The organism is Streptomyces sp. NPDC059917 (genome assembly GCF_042730635.1).
Taxonomy (GTDB): Bacteria; Actinomycetota; Actinomycetes; order Streptomycetales; family Streptomycetaceae; genus Streptomyces.
In genome coordinates this window covers 1-18352 of sequence record NZ_JBHWLC010000028.1, presented here as the reverse complement: position 1 = coordinate 18352, position 18352 = coordinate 1, and the positions used below count along the sequence as shown (strand labels likewise).

Annotated in this window: 14 protein-coding genes; 3 read left to right on the top strand and 11 right to left on the bottom strand. The window is 71.2% G+C overall.

Annotated elements, in window-relative coordinates:
* Nucleotides 1-40: 40 nt before the first annotated feature.
* The 4 genes from ACFWAR_RS18085 to ACFWAR_RS18070 all read right to left on the bottom strand — a co-directional run bounded on the left by ACFWAR_RS18085 (nucleotide 41) and on the right by ACFWAR_RS18070 (nucleotide 3161).
* Nucleotides 41-646, bottom strand: coding sequence for a YdbC family protein (locus ACFWAR_RS18085; protein WP_354381392.1), 606 nt, complete (start codon nucleotides 644-646; stop codon nucleotides 41-43).
* A 33-nt stretch (nucleotides 647-679) separates the two neighbouring features.
* Complete coding sequence (locus ACFWAR_RS18080; protein ID WP_385778189.1) at nucleotides 680-1510, bottom strand: arylamine N-acetyltransferase; 831 nt, start codon at nucleotides 1508-1510, stop codon at nucleotides 680-682.
* Between the two features lie 124 nt (nucleotides 1511-1634).
* Complete coding sequence (locus tag ACFWAR_RS18075) at nucleotides 1635-2294, bottom strand: DUF6215 domain-containing protein (protein WP_385778187.1); 660 nt, start codon at nucleotides 2292-2294, stop codon at nucleotides 1635-1637.
* 195 nt (nucleotides 2295-2489) lie between these two features.
* Entirely contained in the window at nucleotides 2490-3161 is a 672-nt protein-coding gene (locus ACFWAR_RS18070; protein WP_385778185.1) for a nitroreductase family protein, read from the bottom strand.
* 68 nt (nucleotides 3162-3229) lie between these two features.
* On the opposite strand from ACFWAR_RS18070, the gene ACFWAR_RS18065 reads away from it, so the two are divergent.
* Nucleotides 3230-3625, top strand: coding sequence for a winged helix-turn-helix transcriptional regulator (locus ACFWAR_RS18065; protein WP_385778183.1), 396 nt, complete (start codon nucleotides 3230-3232; stop codon nucleotides 3623-3625).
* Nucleotides 3626-3727: 102 nt separating this feature from the next.
* Here the strand turns inward: ACFWAR_RS18065 and ACFWAR_RS18060 are convergent, their stop codons facing one another.
* On the bottom strand, nucleotides 3728-6616 hold the full coding sequence (locus ACFWAR_RS18060; protein ID WP_385778181.1) for a vitamin B12-dependent ribonucleotide reductase: 2889 nt from the start codon (nucleotides 6614-6616) through the stop codon (nucleotides 3728-3730).
* A 117-nt stretch (nucleotides 6617-6733) separates the two neighbouring features.
* Complete coding sequence (nrdR, locus tag ACFWAR_RS18055) at nucleotides 6734-7246, bottom strand: transcriptional regulator NrdR (protein ID WP_385778179.1); 513 nt, start codon at nucleotides 7244-7246, stop codon at nucleotides 6734-6736.
* A 480-nt stretch (nucleotides 7247-7726) separates the two neighbouring features.
* Here nrdR and lexA point away from each other — a divergent pair, with 480 nt between their 5' ends.
* A complete protein-coding gene (gene lexA, locus ACFWAR_RS18050) occupies nucleotides 7727-8518 on the top strand; it encodes a transcriptional repressor LexA (RefSeq protein ID WP_354381387.1) in 792 nt (263 codons plus the stop codon).
* A 109-nt stretch (nucleotides 8519-8627) separates the two neighbouring features.
* Here the strand turns inward: lexA and ACFWAR_RS18045 are convergent, their stop codons facing one another.
* Genes ACFWAR_RS18045 through ACFWAR_RS18025 form a run of 5 tightly spaced genes read right to left on the bottom strand, consistent with a single transcriptional unit; the run spans nucleotide 8628 to nucleotide 16580 of the window.
* Nucleotides 8628-10598, bottom strand: coding sequence for an ATP-dependent DNA helicase (locus tag ACFWAR_RS18045; RefSeq protein ID WP_385778176.1), 1971 nt, complete (start codon nucleotides 10596-10598; stop codon nucleotides 8628-8630).
* Nucleotides 10599-10650: 52 nt separating this feature from the next.
* Entirely contained in the window at nucleotides 10651-12507 is a 1857-nt protein-coding gene (locus ACFWAR_RS18040) for an IucA/IucC family protein (RefSeq protein ID WP_385778174.1), read from the bottom strand.
* A 50-nt stretch (nucleotides 12508-12557) separates the two neighbouring features.
* Nucleotides 12558-13259 (bottom strand): GNAT family N-acetyltransferase, encoded by a 702-nt coding sequence (locus tag ACFWAR_RS18035; protein ID WP_385778172.1) that lies wholly within the window; start codon nucleotides 13257-13259, stop codon nucleotides 12558-12560.
* Between the two features lie 16 nt (nucleotides 13260-13275).
* Nucleotides 13276-15246, bottom strand: coding sequence for an IucA/IucC family protein (locus ACFWAR_RS18030; RefSeq protein ID WP_385778170.1), 1971 nt, complete (start codon nucleotides 15244-15246; stop codon nucleotides 13276-13278).
* Between the two features lie 38 nt (nucleotides 15247-15284).
* Nucleotides 15285-16580, bottom strand: a complete 1296-nt coding sequence (locus ACFWAR_RS18025; RefSeq protein ID WP_385778300.1) for a diaminobutyrate--2-oxoglutarate transaminase family protein — start codon at nucleotides 16578-16580, stop codon at nucleotides 15285-15287.
* 475 nt (nucleotides 16581-17055) lie between these two features.
* On the opposite strand from ACFWAR_RS18025, the gene ACFWAR_RS18020 reads away from it, so the two are divergent.
* A complete protein-coding gene (locus ACFWAR_RS18020; RefSeq protein WP_385778168.1) occupies nucleotides 17056-18234 on the top strand; it encodes a trypsin-like serine peptidase in 1179 nt (392 codons plus the stop codon).
* The last annotated feature ends 118 nt before the right edge of the window (nucleotides 18235-18352 follow it).

The following is an 18352-nucleotide window of genomic DNA, read 5'->3' as shown; positions in this document are numbered from 1 at the left end:
GCGACATTCCTAAGGTCACACCGTCATACGGGCGCCGGTCTCAGACCGTCCAGGACGGTTCCAGGTCCACGACGTCGCCGGTCAGCGCCTCGACGTCGGCCTCGGTCTGCGCCCGCAGGGAGAGCCGCTCGACCCGCTCCTGGCGGTATTTGCCGTGCTCGGCCGCCGCGTGCCACATGGACAGCACCAGGAATTCCCGCCCGGGGGCCTCCCCGAAGAGTCCGCGCAGCATCCCGGGCGAGCCCGCCATGGCCGGATTCCACACCTTCTCCTGCATGAGCGCGAAGTGCTCGGTGCGCCCCTCCCGCACCCGGCAGTGCGCCACGCGCACCACGTCGGCATCGGTGAAGCGCGGTTCGAACCCGGTCTTCACGTCGAAGCGGTGGTCGAAGAGGGTGACCCGGGGGTTGGTGTAGGTGCCGTGCTGGGCCGCGGCCAGCCGGTCGTACGAGCGCGCCATGAAGGAGTCGTAGAAGGAACGGCTCTCCCAGAACGCGAAGACGTGCGCGACGCCTTGCCGGCCCCGGCTCCAGCCGCCGCCCTGCCCCCGGAATCCGGGTTCACCCGGCAGCCCCGCCCATTTGCGCTGCCCCCGTTCGAACCCGCGTCGGTCCGTCACCGTGCAGCGAATCCACTTGACCAGCACCGCGCCATCGTACGGTGCCCGGCGCGGCCCGGGTCAGTACTCGGCCCGGTAGATCCGTACCAGTTCGCCCGCGTCCCGGTCGGACAGCCGGATCCCGAACTCCTGGTCGAGGAGCGCGGTCAGCTCGTCGGGCGCGACCGGGTGGCGCTCCGCCCGCCCGTCGGGGTGGAGCGTCGTGAACTCGCCCCGGACGAGGGAGAGCCGGTGGTCGGCTCCCGGCACCCCGGGCCGGTGGACGACCAGCTGCCCGATGAAGGCGGACCGGGGGTGGGAGGAGCTGTAGTGGTTCATCAGGACGTAGTCGACCGGGTGGGTCGGCTGCGGCCCGAAGGCGTACAGGTCCCGCCAGGCACCCTCGCGCAGAAAGGTCAGGACGAGCACGCCGTCGGCCTCCTCGCGCACGGCGTACGACCACTCCCCCTGGGAGACGACCGCTCCCGGCCGACCCAGCGGAACGGGCTCGCGCGGCCCCTGGAGGCCGAACCCGGCGTCGCACAGCCAGGGTTCGCCGTCCACGGTGACGACGAGGACGGCGTGGGTGACGGGCAGGAGCGCGTCACCGCGGGTCCTGTTGCGCGCGCCGCGCCCGGCGACGGTGAAGCCGATCCGCTCCAGGGCGGCGGCGAGCAGGGTGTTCTGCTCGTAGCAGTACCCGCCGCGGCGGCTGCGGACGAGCTTGTCCTCGATGCTCTTGACGTCGAGCGCGATGGGGTGGCCGAGCAGGACGTCGAGGCTCTCGAAGGGGATGGCGGCGGTGTGGGCCCGGTGCACCCCGAACAACGTGCCGAGGTCCGGCCGGAGTTCCCCCGCGTACCCGATCCGCGCCAGATAGGCGTCCAGATCCAGTTCGTCACCGCTCCACATGTCTCCCCCGTCCCTCGGTCCGAAGGCGCCCGTCCGGTACGCCCCGACGCACACACGATGCCACTGGCGCGGCACCCGACCGCCCCCGCCCCCGCCGGGTCGCCCGGGCCCGTCGCGCCTGCGGTCAGGCGGCGCTCCACCCCGGGACCGTCGGGAGCAGCTGCTCCGCAAGACGGATCAGCATCGGGTCGTCGGGCAGCTGCCCGTCCTGGCGCCAGACGACCAGCTCGAAGGAGCCGCCGCTGTCCTTGCCGTCCCTGGCGACCGACAGGGTGCGGGCCATCACGCCGGGCGCCGCGCTGCTCTTGCCGCCGCCCGCGTTGAAGGTGAGGGACAGCGTCCGCTCCGAGGAGAGGAACGCCGCGTGCCCCAGGACGGTCTGCTTCTGCACCCCGCCGCCGAGGAGGTCGGCCAGTTGGGCCACCGGCATCCGGTCCCCGGACGAGGAGAGCTTCACGTGGTGGCTCTTGAACTGGACGTCCGCCGAGGGGCTGACCTTCTTGGTTCCGTCGGGGCGGTCGATCACGCCGTCGTTGCCCCAGGCGTTCACCGCCTGCTCGCCCGGCGTTCCGAGCAACACGGCCAGGTCGGGCCGGTTCAACGCCGTACACATCTGCGCGCCGGAGACCTGCGGCGCCGCCGGAGCGGCGCTGCGCGAAGGCGAACAGACGGCCGGCTTGTTCGCGTCGGCCGTGTTCCCGGCCGCGTTCTGCACGCTCCACAGGACCCCCACGAGTCCCCCGACCACCACCACGGCAGCCACTGCCTGAGCCCCCGCGCTCATGCCCTTCTTGGATCCGGATCTTTCCTCGACCATGTCCCCCGCGTCCCCCACCTCGACGTTCGCGCCAGTTGCGCGCCGATGGAGCCTAACCGGTGATCGTTTTCCGGGGAACAGATAAATACCGCCCGGTAACTCGGTACGGAAGACACCGAGAGCGGTGGAGCCCGGCCGGCTCCACCGCCCTGAGCGGCTACCTCACACGCCCCGCGCCGTGGGCCCGTGCGATCCGTACGACCCGTGGAAGACGTTGCGCTCCGCGGCACGCCGACCTGGATGGCTCCGTTCCTCCGCCGGGTAGCCGACCGAGACCAACAGGGCGATGGCCAGATCGTCGCGGCCGTCGATCCCGATCACCTTCTTCACCTTGCCCTCGTCCCAACCGTTCATGGGCGAGGTCGCCAGACCCGCCTCCGTGGCAGCGAGCATCAGGAACGAGGCCGCGATCATGGCGTCCTTGACCGCGTACTCCCGCAGCAGGCCGCGCCGGTCGAGATCCTCCTGGAAGGCCCTCGACGCGGCGGAGAACATCGCGATGAACTCGTCGTTCCATGCTCCGATGCGCCGTGCCTGCTCATGGACGTCGCTGTGGTCATCACGCCAGGACTGCGGCTCGGCGACGAAGACCAGTACGACCGGGGCCTCCTGGGGCTGGGGCTGGCCTCCGGTGGCCCATGCCAACCCCGCACGGCCTTCTTCCGCGGACACCGCGACGATCGACCGGTCCTGCAGGTTCCAGCTGGTGGGGGCCTCGATCGCGAGATCGAGGAGCGCGTCGAGCGTGCTCGGCGGAATCGGGTCGGGCCGGTAGTGGCGGACGGTGCGGCGGGTGCGGATCGCTTCCGCGACGGACATCGTGTGGCTCGTCACGTAACTCACTATTAGAGAGTGACTCTCCATCGGGAAGAGGGCACCTTTTTGTGCGTTACTCTCCCGGCATGAAGACCCTCGTGGAAGCATCCGGACTGCCCGCCGACGTCTACTCCGCGAAGTGCCCGACGCGCCAGGTCCTCGACCACATCTCCGGCAAGTGGACGATCCTCGTCGTGGACGCCCTCCTCGAAGGGACCCTGCGCTACACCGACTTGGCGCGGCGCATCGAGGGCGTCTCGCAGAAGATGCTCACCCAGACGCTGCGCGGCCTGGAGGCCGACGGGTTCGTCACCCGCACCGTGTACCCCACCGTTCCGCCCCGGGTCGAATACGACCTGACGGAGCTCGGTCGCAGTCTGGCGGAGCCGATCGCCGCACTCCGCCGCTGGACCGAAACCCATATCAACGAGATCGAGCGGGCCCGGGCCCGGATCACCTCGCAGGCGGCGGAAACCGCCTGAGCGGTCGCATCGGACGCGATGGGCAGTGACGCCGACGGGGAGCCGGCATGTCGCCGACTCCCCGCTGTGGCCAGGCACGTCATGCCTGGTGGGCGCCTACTTTCAGCTGCAACCGCTGGTCGAGCCGCAGCCCTCGCAGATGTAGCAGGAACCGGCGCGCTGCATCTTCGTCCCGCAGGAGAAGCACAGCGGTGCGTCGGCGCTCACGCCGAGCTGCATCTCCACCAGTTCCGCGTTCGAGTGCGCCTGCTTGGGGGCGGGCACCTCCACGATCGCGACCGGCTTCGGGGTGGCCGGGACCACCGTGAGCGGGGCCGCCGGAGTCAGGGACTCCGTGTCCAGCTCCTCTTCGAGCGGCTCGTACGAACCGGTGTCGAGGTGGCGCTGACGCTCTTCGGCGGAGTGGATGCCGAGGGCGGAGCGGGTCTCGAAGGGCAGGAAGTCGAGCGCCACGCGGCGGAAGATGTAGTCGACGATCGACTGCGCCATCCGCACGTCCGGGTCGTCCGTCATACCGGCCGGCTCGAAGCGCATGTTCGTGAACTTCGCGACGTACGTCTCCAGCGGGACGCCGTACTGCAGGCCGACCGAGACCGCGATGGAGAAGGCGTCCATCATGCCCGCGAGGGTGGAACCCTGCTTGGACATCTTCAGGAAGACCTCGCCCAGACCGTCGTCCGGGTAGGAGTTCGCCGTCATGTACCCCTCGGCGCCACCGACCGTGAAGGAGGTGGTGATGCCCGGGCGGCCCTTGGGCAGGCGCTTGCGGACCGGGCGGTACTCGATGACCTTCTCGACCGCCGTGCGGATGGTCTCCTCGGCCTTCGCGGTGACCTCGACCTTCTCCTCTTCCTTCTTCTTCGCGGAGAGGGGCTGGCCGACCTTGCAGTTGTCGCGGTAGATCGCGAGCGCCTTGACGCCGAGCTTCCAGGCCTCGAAGTAGATCTCCTCGATCTCCTCGACGGTCGCCGTCTCCGGCATGTTGACCGTCTTGGAGATCGCGCCGGAGATCCACGGCTGGATCGCGGCCATCATCCGGACGTGGCCCATCGCGGAGATGGAACGCTCGCCCATCGCGCAGTCGAAGACCGGGTAGTGCTCGACCTTGAGGCCCGGGGCGTCGACGACCACGCCGTGCTCGGCGATGTGGGCGACGATGGCCTCGATCTGCTCCTCCTGGTAACCCAGGCGGCGCAGGGCCTGCGGGACGGTGCCGTTGACGATCTGCATCGAGCCGCCGCCGACGAGCTTCTTGAACTTGACCAGGGCCAGGTCCGGCTCTACGCCCGTGGTGTCGCAGGACATCGCGAGACCGATGGTGCCGGTCGGCGCGAGCACGGACGCCTGCGCGTTGCGGAAGCCGTTCTTCTCTCCGAGGCGCAGGACGTCCTGCCAGGCCTCGGTGGCGGCGGCCCAGATGGTGTTGTCCAGGTCCTCGGTGCGCGGCGCGACGGCGTTGGCGTCGGAGTGCTGCTTCATGACGCGCTTGTGCGACTCGGCGTTGCGGGCGTAGCCGTCGTACGGGCCCACGATCGCGGCGAGCTCGGCGGAACGCTTGTACGCGGTACCGGTCATCAGCGAGGTGATCGAGGCGGCGAGGGTGCGGCCGCCGTCCGAGTCGTACGCGTGGCCGGTGGCCATCAGCAGGGCGCCGAGGTTGGCGTAGCCGATGCCCAGCTGGCGGAAGGCGCGGGTGTTCTCGCCGATCTTCTGCGTCGGGAAGTCCGCGAAGCAGATGGAGATGTCCATCGCCGTGATGACCAGCTCGACGACCTTGGCGAAGCGCTCGGCGTCGAAGGACTGGTTGCCCTTGCCGTCGTCGCTCAGGAACTTCATCAGGTTGAGCGAGGCGAGGTTGCAGGACGTGTTGTCCAGGTGCATGTACTCGCTGCACGGGTTCGACGCGGTGATGCGGCCGGACTCGGGGCAGGTGTGCCAGTTGTTGATCACACCGTCGTACTGGATGCCCGGGTCGGCGCAGGCCCACGCGGCCTCGGCGAGCTTGCGGAAGAGCGCCTTGGCGTCGACCTTCTCGATGACCTCGCCGGTCATGCGGGCGCGCAGGCCGAACTCGGTGCCGTTCTCGACGGCCGTCATGAACTCGTCGTTCACACGGACGGAGTTGTTGGCGTTCTGGTACTGGACGGACGTGATGTCGTCGCCGCCCAGGTCCATGTCGAAGCCCGCGTCGCGCAGGGCGCGGATCTTCTCCTCTTCCTTCACCTTGGTCGCGATGAAGTCCTCGACGTCCGGGTGGTCCACGTCCAGGACGACCATCTTGGCCGCGCGACGGGTGGCGCCGCCCGACTTGATCGTTCCGGCGGACGCGTCGGCGCCGCGCATGAAGGAGACCGGGCCGGAGGCGTTGCCGCCGGAGGAGAGCAGCTCCTTGGAGGAGCGGATGCGGGAGAGGTTCAGGCCGGCGCCGGAGCCGCCCTTGAAGATCATGCCCTCTTCCTTGTACCAGTCGAGGATCGACTCCATGGAGTCGTCGACGGCCAGGATGAAGCAGGCCGAGACCTGCTGCGGCTGGGGCGTGCCGACGTTGAACCACACCGGCGAGTTGAAGCTGAAGATCTGGTGCAGGAGCGCATAGGTCAGCTCGTGCTCGAAGATCTCGGCGTCGGCGGGCGAGGAGAAGTAGTCGAAGTCCTCGCCGGCCTTCGTGTAGGTCTTCACGATCCGGTCGATCAGCTGCTTGAGACCGGTCTCGCGCTGCGGGGTGCCGACGGCCCCGCGGAAGTACTTGCTGGTGACGATGTTGACCGCGTTCACCGACCAGAAGTCGGGGAACTCGACGCCACGCTGCTCGAAATTGACCGAGCCGTCGCGCCAGTTGGTCATGACGACGTCACGACGTTCCCAGGACACCTCGTCGTACGGGTGCACGCCGGGGGTCGTGTGGATGCGCTCGATCCGAAGGCCGCCCTTGGCCGCCTTGGTTCCCTTGGTGCGGGAACCTCGCGCCGAGCCGCTCGCCGTCTCTGTCATGCCGCCTCCCATATGCGGGCGAAACGCCCTAATGTGCCAGCGAAATTCCCCGGCACGGTTTTGACTGTGATCTACGTACGTGGCCTGGCTGATCCCGGCCGCACTGCGGCCGCCCGGTCAGTCGGCGGCGGAGGCGGGCACGGGGACCGCGGAGGTCCCACCGGGCTCGCACTCTTGGGTGTGAGTCCGCCGGTCACGGAGTTCCGTGATGGCGGTCTCGAAGTCTTCGAGGGAGTTGAACGCCTTGTAGACGGACGCGAACCGGAGGTACGCGACCAGGTCCAGCTCCTGCAACGGGCCGAGTATGGCCAGACCCACGTCATGGGTGGTCAGCTCGGCACTACCGGTGGCGCGCAGCGCTTCCTCGACCCGCTGGCCGAGCTTGGCGAGGGCGTCCTCGGTGACGGGTCGTCCCTGGCAGGCCTTGCGGACGCCGGAGATGACCTTGGTGCGACTGAAGGGCTCGGTGACCCCACTGCGCTTGATCACCATCAGTGACGCGGTCTCGACCGTGGTGAAACGACGAGAGCAGTCCGGGCACTGACGGCGCCTGCGGATCGACGTCCCGTCGTCCGTGGTGCGACTGTCGACGACGCGGCTGTCGGGATGCCTGCAGAAGGGGCAGTGCAAAGCTCCGGACCCTTCTTCTCGGCACGACTGAACAACCTCCCGATAGGCCCGCGCAGCGACAGCTGACCACAGAGGCAGGGCCCTGTCAGGGGTTCGGGAAGCAGTCACCAGCATATGCGATGTCGGGCCGCTCGGCAGACCGAGGACCACAACCTCTGGGTGACTTCGCTCATCCAACCACTAGATCTTGGGTTGTGGAGGATTTACCGCACTCCGCGTGTCGCAGCCCCCGATGGCCGGATCCGGGGGTTCCGAGTGCCACACTGGGCGCGGAAGTGGACGGGGCGATTCAACCGGCAAGGGTACCGTAAGCGGAAGGTGTCCGACCGAACCCGCGTTCGGCCACCCGCTCGTCTATACACCCCTCCACATGACCACGATGAGCGATCTGCGATTTTTCACTCGAACGTGTGTTTGGCGCAACCTTTCGAAAGCTACTACCGTTGTCCAGCTAGGGAGAACATTTCGAGAGGGGCCGACGTGACCACCACCGCAGACAGTGCCACCATCACTGCCCAGAACCGCTCCCAGAGCCGACTCGAGCCGGTGCATGCAATGAACGACTCAAGCCTGAACCCGGAGGCGGAGCCCGTCCGCCCCGCACGCTCGCTGCCAGGGCGACCTCCAGGCATCCGCGCCGACAGCTCCGGACTCACGGACCGGCAGCGGAGGGTCATCGAGGTCATCCGTGACTCGGTGCAGCGCCGCGGCTACCCGCCGTCGATGCGGGAGATCGGCCAGGCGGTCGGCCTGTCCAGCACGTCTTCGGTGGCCCACCAGCTGATGGCCCTCGAGCGCAAGGGCTTCCTGCGCCGCGACCCGCACCGCCCCCGCGCGTACGAGGTACGGGGCTCCGACCAGCCCAGCTCGCAGCCCACGGACACCACCGGCAAGCCCGCCGCCTCGTACGTTCCCCTGGTCGGCCGGATCGCCGCGGGCGGCCCGATCCTCGCCGAGGAGTCGGTCGAGGACGTGTTCCCCCTCCCCCGCCAGCTCGTCGGCGACGGAGAGCTCTTCGTCCTCAAGGTCGTCGGCGACTCCATGATCGAAGCCGCCATCTGCGACGGCGACTGGGTCACCGTCCGCCGCCAGCCCGTCGCTGAGAACGGTGACATCGTCGCCGCGATGCTCGACGGCGAAGCCACGGTCAAGCGGTTCAAGCGCGAGGACGGCCACGTCTGGCTCCTCCCGCACAACTCCGCCTACCAGCCCATCCCCGGTGACGAGGCGACCATCCTCGGCAAGGTGGTCGCGGTACTGCGGCGCCTCTGACGGCCGCCGCCCCCATCCGGCCCCGGGACTCACTGCGCCGTGTCCCGGGGCTGCTCTTTGCCCGGCCCCGCCGCCCTCGTCCGTCCTCGGACGGCCCGGGCGGCGCCGCTCACTTGCCGTCGGCCTGCGCGGTCGCGTCGATGGCGGCCAGCGAGCGGCGGACCTGGTTGCGGTCCGTGGTGTACCAGAAGTCCGGCAGCGTGGCCCGGACGAAGCTGCCGTAGCGCGCGGTGGCGAGGCGGGGATCCAGGACCGCGACCACTCCCCGGTCCCCGGAGGCCCGGACCAGACGGCCCGCGCCCTGCGCCATGAGCAGCGCCGCGTGGGTCGCGGCCACGGCCATGAAACCGTTGCCGCCCCGCTCCTCCACGGACTTCTGCCGGGCGCTCATCAGCGGGTCGTCGGGGCGCGGGAACGGGATCCTGTCCATGACCACGAGCTGGCAGCTGGGTCCGGGCACGTCCACGCCCTGCCAGAGCGAGAGGGTGCCGAACAGGCAGGTCTTCGGATCGGCGGCGAAGGCCTTGATCAACTCGCCGAGCGTCTCCTCGCCCTGGAGCAGGATCGGGTTGTCGAGCCGCCCGCGGAGCTCCTCGGCGGCCGCCTTGGCTCCGCGCATGGAGGAGAACAGGCCGAGGGTGCGGCCGCCCGCCGCCTCGATCAGCTCGGCCAACTCGTCGATCATGTCCCCGCGGGTGCCCTCGCGGCCGGGGGTGGCCAGGTGCTTGGCGACGTAGAGGATGCCCTGCTTCGGGTAGTCGAAGGGCGAGCCGACGTCGAGGCCCTTCCAGACGGGGACGTCCTCCCCCTCGACCCCTTCGGGTGACAGCCCCATCGAGGCCGCGACACCGTTGAAGTCGCCGCCGAGCTTCAGGGTGGCGGAGGTCAGGACCACGGAGCGGTCCTCGAACAGCTTCTCGCGCAGCAGCCCGGACACCGAGAGCGGGGCGACCCGCAGGGTGGCGCCGAACCGGTCGTGGCGCTCGTACCAGACCACGTCGTACTCGGAGCCGAGGGTGATCCGCTCCGCCACGCCGTGGATGCTCTCCACCGCGGCGAGCGCCTGCTTGCGGACCGCGTCCTCGTCGTGGACGGACTTGTCGCGGGTGCCGCCGATCGCCGAGATCACGTTGCGCGAGGCGTCCCGGAGGGCCAGCAGGGCGTAACCGAGGTCTTCCGGGATCTCTTCCAACCGGCCGGGCAGGGCCAACTCCATCACCCGCTCGAAGGTCTCGGCGGCCGTCTGGAGGGAGTCGGCGATCTTCTCGTTGACCAGCTTCGCGGACCGCTTCACCGCGCGGTTGACCTGGCCGGGAGTGAGCTCGCCGGTGGCGACACCGGTCACCCGGGAGACCAGCTCGTGGGCCTCGTCGACGATCAGCACTTCGTGCTGCGGGAGCACCGGAGCGCCCTCGATGGCGTCGATCGCGAGCAGCGCGTGGTTGGTGACCACGACGTCGGCGAGCTTGGCGCGCTCGCGGGCGGCCTCGGCGAAGCACTCGGCGCCGTAGGCGCACTTCGTCGCACCCAGGCATTCCCGCGAGGAGACGGAGATCTGGGCCCACGCCTTGTCGGAGACGCCCGGGGTGAGGTCGTCCCGGTCCCCGGTCTCCGTCTCGTCCGCCCAGTCGCGCAGGCGCAGCAGGTCCTGGCCGAGCTTGCTCGTCGGGGCAGCCGCTTCGAACTGGTCGAAGAGGCCCTCCTCCTCGTCCTGCGGGGCCCCTTCGTGGAGGCGGTGCAGGCAGAGGTAGTTGGAGCGGCCCTTGAGCATGGCGAACTGCGGCCGCCGGCGCAGCTGCGGGTGCAGCGCCTCGACCGTGCGCGGCAGGTCGCGCTCGACGAGCTGGCGCTGGAGCGCGAGCGTGGCGGTGGCCACGACCACGCGCTCGCCGTGCGCGAGCGCGGGCACCAGATAGCCGAGGGACTTTCCGGTGCCCGTGCCTGCCTGGATGAGCCGGTGGGAGTTGTCGTCGATCGCTTCGGCGACGGCTTCGGCCATGGCCACCTGGCCGGGACGCTCCGTGCCGCCGACGGCGGTGACGGCGGCGTGCAGCAGGTCGGTGAGAGAGGGCTTCGTCATAGCACTGCCAACCCTACGGGGCGCCACCGACAGCGACCGCACCGGCGAGTGGTCACGAGGGGTACAGGGGATTGGGCACGCTGCCGTGGACGACGGCGTGCGGGCGGTTCGGACGGTCCCGGTAACCGTCCTCGTGGAGCCGGTTCCGGTTGAGGCAGAGCCGGTCGATCCGCTCGGTGAGCAGGTCGAACAGCTCGTACCGCTCCTTCAGCTCGGGGAAGCGGTCGTGGTGGCGGAGGATCTCCGCCCGTACGAGCGACCAGAAGTCACGCTCCGGGACGCCGAGCCGGTCCTCGCAGATCGCCGAGAGGTAGCGGAAGACGCCGACGAAGAGTCCCGAGTGGATGAACTGCGGCAGGAAGTCCGCGGGCTCGGTGAGCAGGACCGCGCGGACCTCGTCGGGCATGGTGGCGTGCTCGGGCAGGGGGTCACGGCTGACGTTGACGTCGTCCACGAAGTCCTTGACCGCGAGCCGGACCGGGACGTCGCGCTCGTCGAAGATCACGATCGCGTTCTCTCCGTGGGGCGAGAAGACCGTGCCGTAGCGGTAGAGGAAGCGGAGCAGGGGCGGCAGGAGCGCGGCGAAGAGGTGCTGCAGCCAGATCTTCGCGGGCAGGCCGGAGCGGGCGACCAGCTCGACGGTGAAGGACCGCCCGCGCGGGTCGGTGTGCAGGAGCGAGGCGAGCGTCCGGGCCCGCTCGCCGGGGGCGAGGTGGCGGGCGAGCGGCTCGCGCCAGATCGCGCCGAGCAGCTCGCGGTACTGGTACGGCACCTCGGGCAGCCCGTCGTAGACGGGGTGCCGCACGGTGACGGAGGCGACCTCGCCGAGCAGGACGACCCCGCACTCGTCGCGCAGGAAGGGGTCGGCGTCGCGCAGGGAGTGGATCCAGGCCGTGACGGCGGGCGCGGCGAGGGTGAGGTCGGTGGGCAGGCCGCGCCAGACCATGGTGTTGAAGACGGCCAGGGGGAGCTTGACGGTGTGCCGGTCGGGCCGGGTGACGTTGAGGAAGGTGCGGATCGACTGCTGGGGCAGGCGCACGTCGGGGTCCGCGGGCAGCGGCACGAGCGCGCCGGACGCCAGGGCGGGGGCGAAGAGGGGGAGCACGACCTCGTCCCACTGCCAGGGGTGGACCGGGAGGTAGAGGTAGCCGCGCGGGTCGAGTCCGCGGTCGCGCAGGGCCCGGTCGAAGGCGGCTCGGGTGACGGGGTCCAGTTCGGCCGCGTAGAGCCGGGCGGGATCCTCCAGGCCGGCGGCGCCCCGGTAGGTGGCGAGGGAGGTGTGGGCCGCGAGCCAGGGCAGCCGCTGGCGGGTGCGGGCCTCGGGGGCCCAGGCCGCGGCGTCGGCGGCCGAGAAGCCGAGGCGGCCCTTGTTGAGGACGAGCCAGGGGTGGCCGCTCTGGTGGCCTTCGAGGGCCGCGTAGTCGAGGTCGGCCAGGAGGTCGGCGGTGAGGGCGGTGTGGTCGATGCGCGCGTCGGCGGCGAGGGTCGCGCTCAGTTCCCGGACGAGGTGGCCGAGGGTGGTGCCGTCGAGACCGAGGAGTTCCCGGGCGAGGACGAGGAAGCCGTACGGGTCCCCGAAGGCGCCGGCCGGTGCGGTCGAGGGCGCGGCGGCCGTGCGGGTGATCGTGGTGGCGTCGACCTGCCAACTGCCGTAGGCGCGGCGGCGGGCCCGGAATCCGAGGGAACTGCCGTCGTCCAGGGTGAGTGTCCAGGCGTCGCCGTCGGCGGCCGGGGCCGGAACGGGCCGGACGATCTCCTCGTAGGCGAATTCGCCCAGCATCTTGGCCAGCAGGCGCCGCGCGGCGAAGTCCCAGGTCGAGCGGGTGAGTTCGGGTGGGGTGCGGGGATCTTGGGGCGACGGTGCCAGGGCCGCGTCGGTGGAGTCGGAGGCAGGGGAAAAATTCGGCACAGGACTCCTCGGGATCGGGAACTTACCTGCGTGACGCAGAGTTTTTATGGTCAGAGGAGATGGCGCAGGGCCCGCTCGCGGATCATCAGGGCGGCGCGCTTCTCGGGCAGGTCGACTTCCGCGGAACAGCGGAAGCCGGAGTTGAGGAAGGCTGATACGGAGGGGGTGTTGCGCATGTCCGGTTCGGCGATGACACGCGTGCAGCGGGGGCGGTTCTCGAAGACGAGGTCGGCGACGGCCCGCAGCAGAGTGGTGCCCAGTCCCCTGCCCCGGTTCGTTCCGTCTCCGATGAGCAGGTGGATACCGGTGTCGTGGGGGCGCGCCGGGTAGTACCGGGCGATCGGGTCGAGGTCGGCCCGGTAGATCTCCCAGTAGCTCATCGGGGTGCCGTCGAGGACGCCGAGGCAGGGAATGCTGGAGCCGTCCCCGTCGAGCTGCTCCCGCAGGTGCGCGGCGGTCACGGAGGCGGGGCCCGCGAGTTCCCAAAAGGCCGCCACCTCGGGGTCGTTCATCCACACGGCCAGCAGGTCCAGATCGCGTGCGAGGCGTACGGGCTCCAGGCGGAAGGCGCCGAAGACCGTGGCGGCGGGTCCCCAGGCGGCCGGTGACTCCATGCGGTCGGCTTCGGCGAGCAGTGACAGCAGCCCACCGGGAAGGCGCAGTTCGAGGGTCCCGTCGGCGGTGGAGTCGGCCTCGGCGGAGCTGGTGTCGGTGGAGCTGGTGTCGGTGGAGTAGGCATCGGTGGAGGGCATGGCGCTCTTCTCCGCGTCAATCGTGAAGGGGGTTGGCGATGGTGACGTAGACGGACTGGGTGTCGACGGGGCCGACGAGCTCGTCGAGGCCGCCGAGGCGGGTGAGCAGGTTCGCCTTGCACCGCAGGGTGGGTGAGTCGAGCAGCTGGGTCGGGAGCGGCCCGAGGGCGGCGGCCTTGCCGAGGAAGCGGCGGAAGGCGGCGAGCAGGACCCGCTCGTCGGCGAGCCGCTGGGCACCGAAGGCCCCGATGAGACCGAAGACGTTGTTGATGGCCAGGTAGTAGGCGAAGCGCTCGTCGGTGACGGCGTCCGGGACGAAGGTGTCGCTGGCGGCGCCGATGCCGGGCAGCCGGTGCTCCAGTTCCGCGCGGTGGGAGTCGCGGAAGTAGTAGCCCTGGTTGTCGCGGTAGCGGCCGCCGACGGGCCAGCCGGCGGCGTCGAGCAGGACCAGGGTGTTCTGTTGGTGCGCCTCCAGGGCGATGCCCGCGAGGGCGTCGAGGGCGAGGACCGGCAGGACGACGTGGTCGAGGTAGCGCAGGAACCACTCGGCGGCGACGGCCGATGTGGACCGGCCGGTGGCGAGGGAGAGCCGGGCGACCAGGTCGGCCAGACGTGAACGCATCGTGGTGCGGCCGGGCCACGGGCGGGGCGAGGTGAGCGCGGCGACGCAGACGACGTCGTCGCCCGGACGGAAGGGGTTGTGGCGCAGCAGGGCGTCGAGGCCTGGGACGGGAGTGCCGTCCACGGCGTCGACGGCGACCCAGGCGGGGTCGCGCACGATGTCGAAGCCGGGGTGGACCGCCTGCCACTGCTCGACCAGTCCGGAGCGCAGCAGCCGGTGCACCTCGACGCCGCGGTGGAGTTCCTTGCGGAGGTTCTCCCTGCGGGAGTTGGTGATGCGCAGGCCGAGCGAGAGCTTGATCATCGCTGCGGCGCCGGGGCGATGGACGGTGCGGATGGAGGAGGTCGGGTACCAGGGGTCGCCGTGGGGCCCGAGGTCGTGCAGGAGTCCCGCGTCGAGGAGGGCGGTGACCTCGGGGCGCTGGAAGAGGTCACGGGCCTGCCAGGGATGCAGGGGAAGGGGGGTGGTGCCGTCGGGGATCCGCAGGCCCGGGGCGAGGCGGCCGAGCAGCCGTTCGGCGGGGACGGGACGGCCGCGTTCGGTCCAGGCCGAGTCGGTGGCGAGGACGGAGGGGTCCACAGCGGTCCAGTGCAGGGGGAAGGAGACGTGGAGTTCGGGTGAGTAGCGGCGGACCTCCGCCTCGGAGAGGCCCTCGCGGCTCTTCGGGGTGGGGTGGAGGGGGTGACCCAGGAGCAGGGACTGCTCGGCCGTGAGGAAGAGCTCTCCGCAGACGGGGGCGGGGGGCACGGGGCGGGTGCGCCGGTCGGCGATGAACTCGGCGGTGCGCCGCACCGAGTCGGCGACCCGGCCGACCAGGTCGGCGCCACCGCGCGCACCGCCCTCGCGGGCGATGAGCCCGGCGAGGGTGACGGCGTCCAGGGCGGGGGCGTCGGCGGGGGCGCCTTCGAGCCGGGCGGGGGCGAAGCGGTGCCAGCCCGTCGGGGACCAGTGCCGGACCGCGACGAGCAAGGCCGTGCCGGAGGCGGGAAGGGGGATGCGCAGCAGGGTTGCGAGGGGGCCGGCGGGGCGGCCCAAACCGCTCTCGCGGACCCAGCAGCGCAAGAGGTTCTCCACGGCCGCCGCCTCGGCCGCGATGGCCGGGTCGGCGTGGTCCAGCAGATCGGGCAGCGCCAGCGGGTCGGGTCCGGGTGGGCCGGGGTTGGTACCGGTGCTGGTGCTGGTACCGGTGCCGGCGGGCCCGGGCTCGGTCGGGGGGTGCGGCCTGGGGATGCCGTCCTTCTGGCGGGGGACGGTGGCCGGGGGTGCCACCGCTGCCTGCGGTGGTGCTGCCTCCGGGGCCGGGGCCGGGGTGTGCTCGGCCGGGTCCTGGGGCTGGTGCGGCGCGGGGTCGGGAGTGGAGGTCACGGAGTTCCTTGCGCAGACTCGGTTCGGCGGAGGCTCGGTCAGGGGTGCCGGGTGCGTTCGACCGCGGTGACGGCGTCGGCGAGGCGGTCCAGGACGGCCACGGCCTGCTCGTCGGTGATGGTGAGCGGGGGCAGGAGCCGCACGACGCTGGAATGGCGCCCGCCCAGCTCGACGATGAGGCCGCGGTCCAAGCACTCCTGGCGCACGGCGGCGGCGAGCTGCGGAGCGCCGTCCCCCGCCGGGGCGTCCGGGGCGTCCGGGTCGACGAGTTCGAGGCCCAGCATCAGGCCGCGGCCGCGGACGTCGCCGATGCAGGGGTGCTCGGCGGCCAGCGCGCGCAGGGCGGTGAGCATCCGGTCGCCCACCTCGGCCGCGCGCGCGTCCAGGCCGTTCTTCCGGACGTGGGCCAGGGTGGCCGTACCCGCGGCCATGGCGAGTTGGTTCCCGCGGAAGGTACCGGCGTGGGCGCCCGGTTGCCAAACGTCCAGTTCGGCCCGGTACACGATCACGGCGAGCGGCAGGCTGCCGCCGATCGCCTTGGACAGCACCATCACGTCCGGGACCACCCCGGCGTGGTCGACGCCCCAGAAGGCGCCGGTGCGCCCGACCCCGGTCTGCACCTCGTCGGCGATGAGCGGGATGCCCCGGGCCGCGGTGATCTCGCGCATCCGACGCAGCCAGGCGTCCGGCGCGGGGATGACCCCGCCCTCGCCCTGGACGGGTTCGAGGATCATCCCGGCGGGCAGGGGCACCCCGCTCTTGGGGTCGTCCAGGAGGCTCTCGGTCCAGCGGGCCCCGAGACGGGCTCCCTCGGGCCCGCCCACGCCGAACGGGCAGGCGTAGTCACGGGGGTAGGGCAGCCGGGTCACCTCGACGTCCCGGGCTCCGCCGGACGCGGCCAGCGAGCCGGCCGTCATGCCGTGGTAGGCGCCGGTGAAGGCGAGCAGGCCGCCCCGGCCCGTCGCGGTGCGGACGAGTTTCAGGGCCGCCTCGACCGCGTCCGTACCGGCCGGTCCGCAGAACTGGACGCGCGCGTCGGCGGCCAGCGCCGGCGGCAGGTTCGTGAACAGCTCCGTGGTGAAGGCGTCCTTGACCGGTGTGGCCAGGTCGAGGACGTGCAGCGGAGCCCCGGAGTCGATGACCTTGCGGATCGCCTCCAGCACCACCGGGTGGTTGTGTCCCAGCGCCAGGGTTCCGGCGCCGGAGAGGCAGTCGAGGTACCGGCGGCCGTCGGCGCCCTCGATGGTCATGCCCCGGGCGCGGACGGGGACGATGGGCAGCGCCCGGGCGTAGGTCCGGGCGGCGGACTCCCGGAGCGACTGCCGACGCAGGATCCCCTCCGGTCCGCCGCCCGCCCCGACCCCGCAGCCCCCCGTACCGTCCGGGACCCCCGGGGGTGCGGACGGCGCCCGCCCCGACTGCGCGGGCACGAGCGGCGCGGGCTCGTCGGACGCTTCGGGCGTGAACGGTTCGACGATGGACGGTGCGCCGGCGGTCCGTGCCGCCGCCGCGGCCGACTCGGTCAAGGCCACGGGTGTCGGTCCTCCCAGTTGGATCGCCCTGCCCGGTGCACGGGCGCCCGGTTGCTCGGGTGCTCTCGCGGATCGCGTGTCGAACACGAACACCGCTCCCCCATCCCCCGTACGTACCAACGACGGTGACGGCGGCGGATCACGGGCGGCGCCAAGATCCTTGCGGGCAGGGGCCGTCCGGTCCGCAACCGCGGCCCCGCCCGGTGTCGTCCCCCAGGACATCGGCATAGTGGGGTGCTGCACTCCACGCCTCGACCCACCCAGGGAGATTCACGACATGCGACGACCGAACCGACCGGTCACCGCCGTACTGTGCGCGGCCGCGCTCGCGCTGACCGCGGCGGCCTGCGGACCCGGCAACGGTGAGGCCGGCGGCGACGCCAAGCCGACCGCAGCGGCGAGCCTCCCGGCGGGATCCGACACCATCAAGATTCCTGACGAGCTGAAGGACAAGCTCAAGCAGCACGGCATCGACATGGACAAGTGGAAGGGCGGTGCGTGGAAGAACTGGAAGAAGGAGGACTGGCTCCGCGAGGCGGGCGACTACGTCAACCCGATCATCGCGGGCCTGTGGGACCCGGACCGGATGCGTGACGCCGACGTCCCGGCGGAGCGCCCGGTCACCGACCCGGACCTCGGCAAGGACCAGGGCGTCACCGACCCCACGCCCGACCCGGTCACCGCGAAGGCGGCCGCGCCGCCCTTCCACCAGAGCGTGCCGGAGGCCGGCAAGGTCTTCTTCGACGGCCCCGAGGGCTCGATGGTCTGCTCGGCGACCGTGGTCAAGGACCCGGCGCACCCCGGCAAGTCCAACATGGTCTGGACGGCCGGCCACTGCGTGCACGCGGGCAAGAGCGGCGGTTGGTACCGCAACATCGCCTTCGTGCCCTCCTACAACAACTCCGGCAAGTCCTCGGCCCAGCTCAAGGGCGCGAGCCGGGAGCAGGTGGCTCCCTTCGGCGTCTGGTGGAGCGACTGGGCGCAGACCTCGGACCAGTGGATCGCCCAGGGCGGGCCGACCGGCGGCGCGGGTGCCCCGTACGACTTCGCGGTGCTGCACGTGACCCCCGAGGGCGGCGCCGGCAAGTCGCTGGAGGAGACGGTCGGTTCGGCCCTTCCGGTGGACTTCAACGCCCCGGCCGTGGGCAAGGTCGCGAGCATCACGGCGACCGGTTTCCCGGCGGGCACCCCGTTCGACGGCCAGAAGGCCTACCAGTGCAGCGACAAGCCGGGCCGCTACTCGCTGGCCTCCTCCGCCCCGGTGATGTACCGCATCGGCTGCACCATGACCGGCGGTTCCTCGGGCGGTGGCTGGGTCGCCACCGGCGCCGACGGCAAGCGCGCGCTGGTGTCGAACACCTCCATCGGCCCGGTCAAGGCCGGCTGGCTGGCCGGTCCGCGACTGGGTCCTGAGGCGAAGGGCATCTTCGACGCGGTGAGCGCGAAGTTCAAGTAGGGACCCGCACGCGGGGACACGCATACAGGGAGGGCCCCCGCGGTGCGGGGGCCCAGCCGGTTTTGGGGTGCCGGACAGGGGGGGGTGGCGGGGAGTGCTTGGCGGGGGGGTAAGGAGC

Coding starts and splice junctions, on each gene's coding strand:
- ACFWAR_RS18080 (WP_385778189.1), bottom strand. CDS start 1,510: ATGTGGAGCGGTGACGAACTGGATCTGGACGCCTATCTGGCGCGGATC.
- ACFWAR_RS18075 (WP_385778187.1), bottom strand. CDS start 2,294: ATGAGCGCGGGGGCTCAGGCAGTGGCTGCCGTGGTGGTGGTCGGGGGA.
- ACFWAR_RS18065 (WP_385778183.1), top strand. CDS start 3,230: ATGAAGACCCTCGTGGAAGCATCCGGACTGCCCGCCGACGTCTACTCC.
- ACFWAR_RS18060 (WP_385778181.1), bottom strand. CDS start 6,616: ATGACAGAGACGGCGAGCGGCTCGGCGCGAGGTTCCCGCACCAAGGGA.
- ACFWAR_RS18045 (WP_385778176.1), bottom strand. CDS start 10,598: ATGACGAAGCCCTCTCTCACCGACCTGCTGCACGCCGCCGTCACCGCC.
- ACFWAR_RS18035 (WP_385778172.1), bottom strand. CDS start 13,259: ATGCCCTCCACCGATGCCTACTCCACCGACACCAGCTCCACCGACACC.
- ACFWAR_RS18020 (WP_385778168.1), top strand. CDS start 17,056: ATGCGACGACCGAACCGACCGGTCACCGCCGTACTGTGCGCGGCCGCG.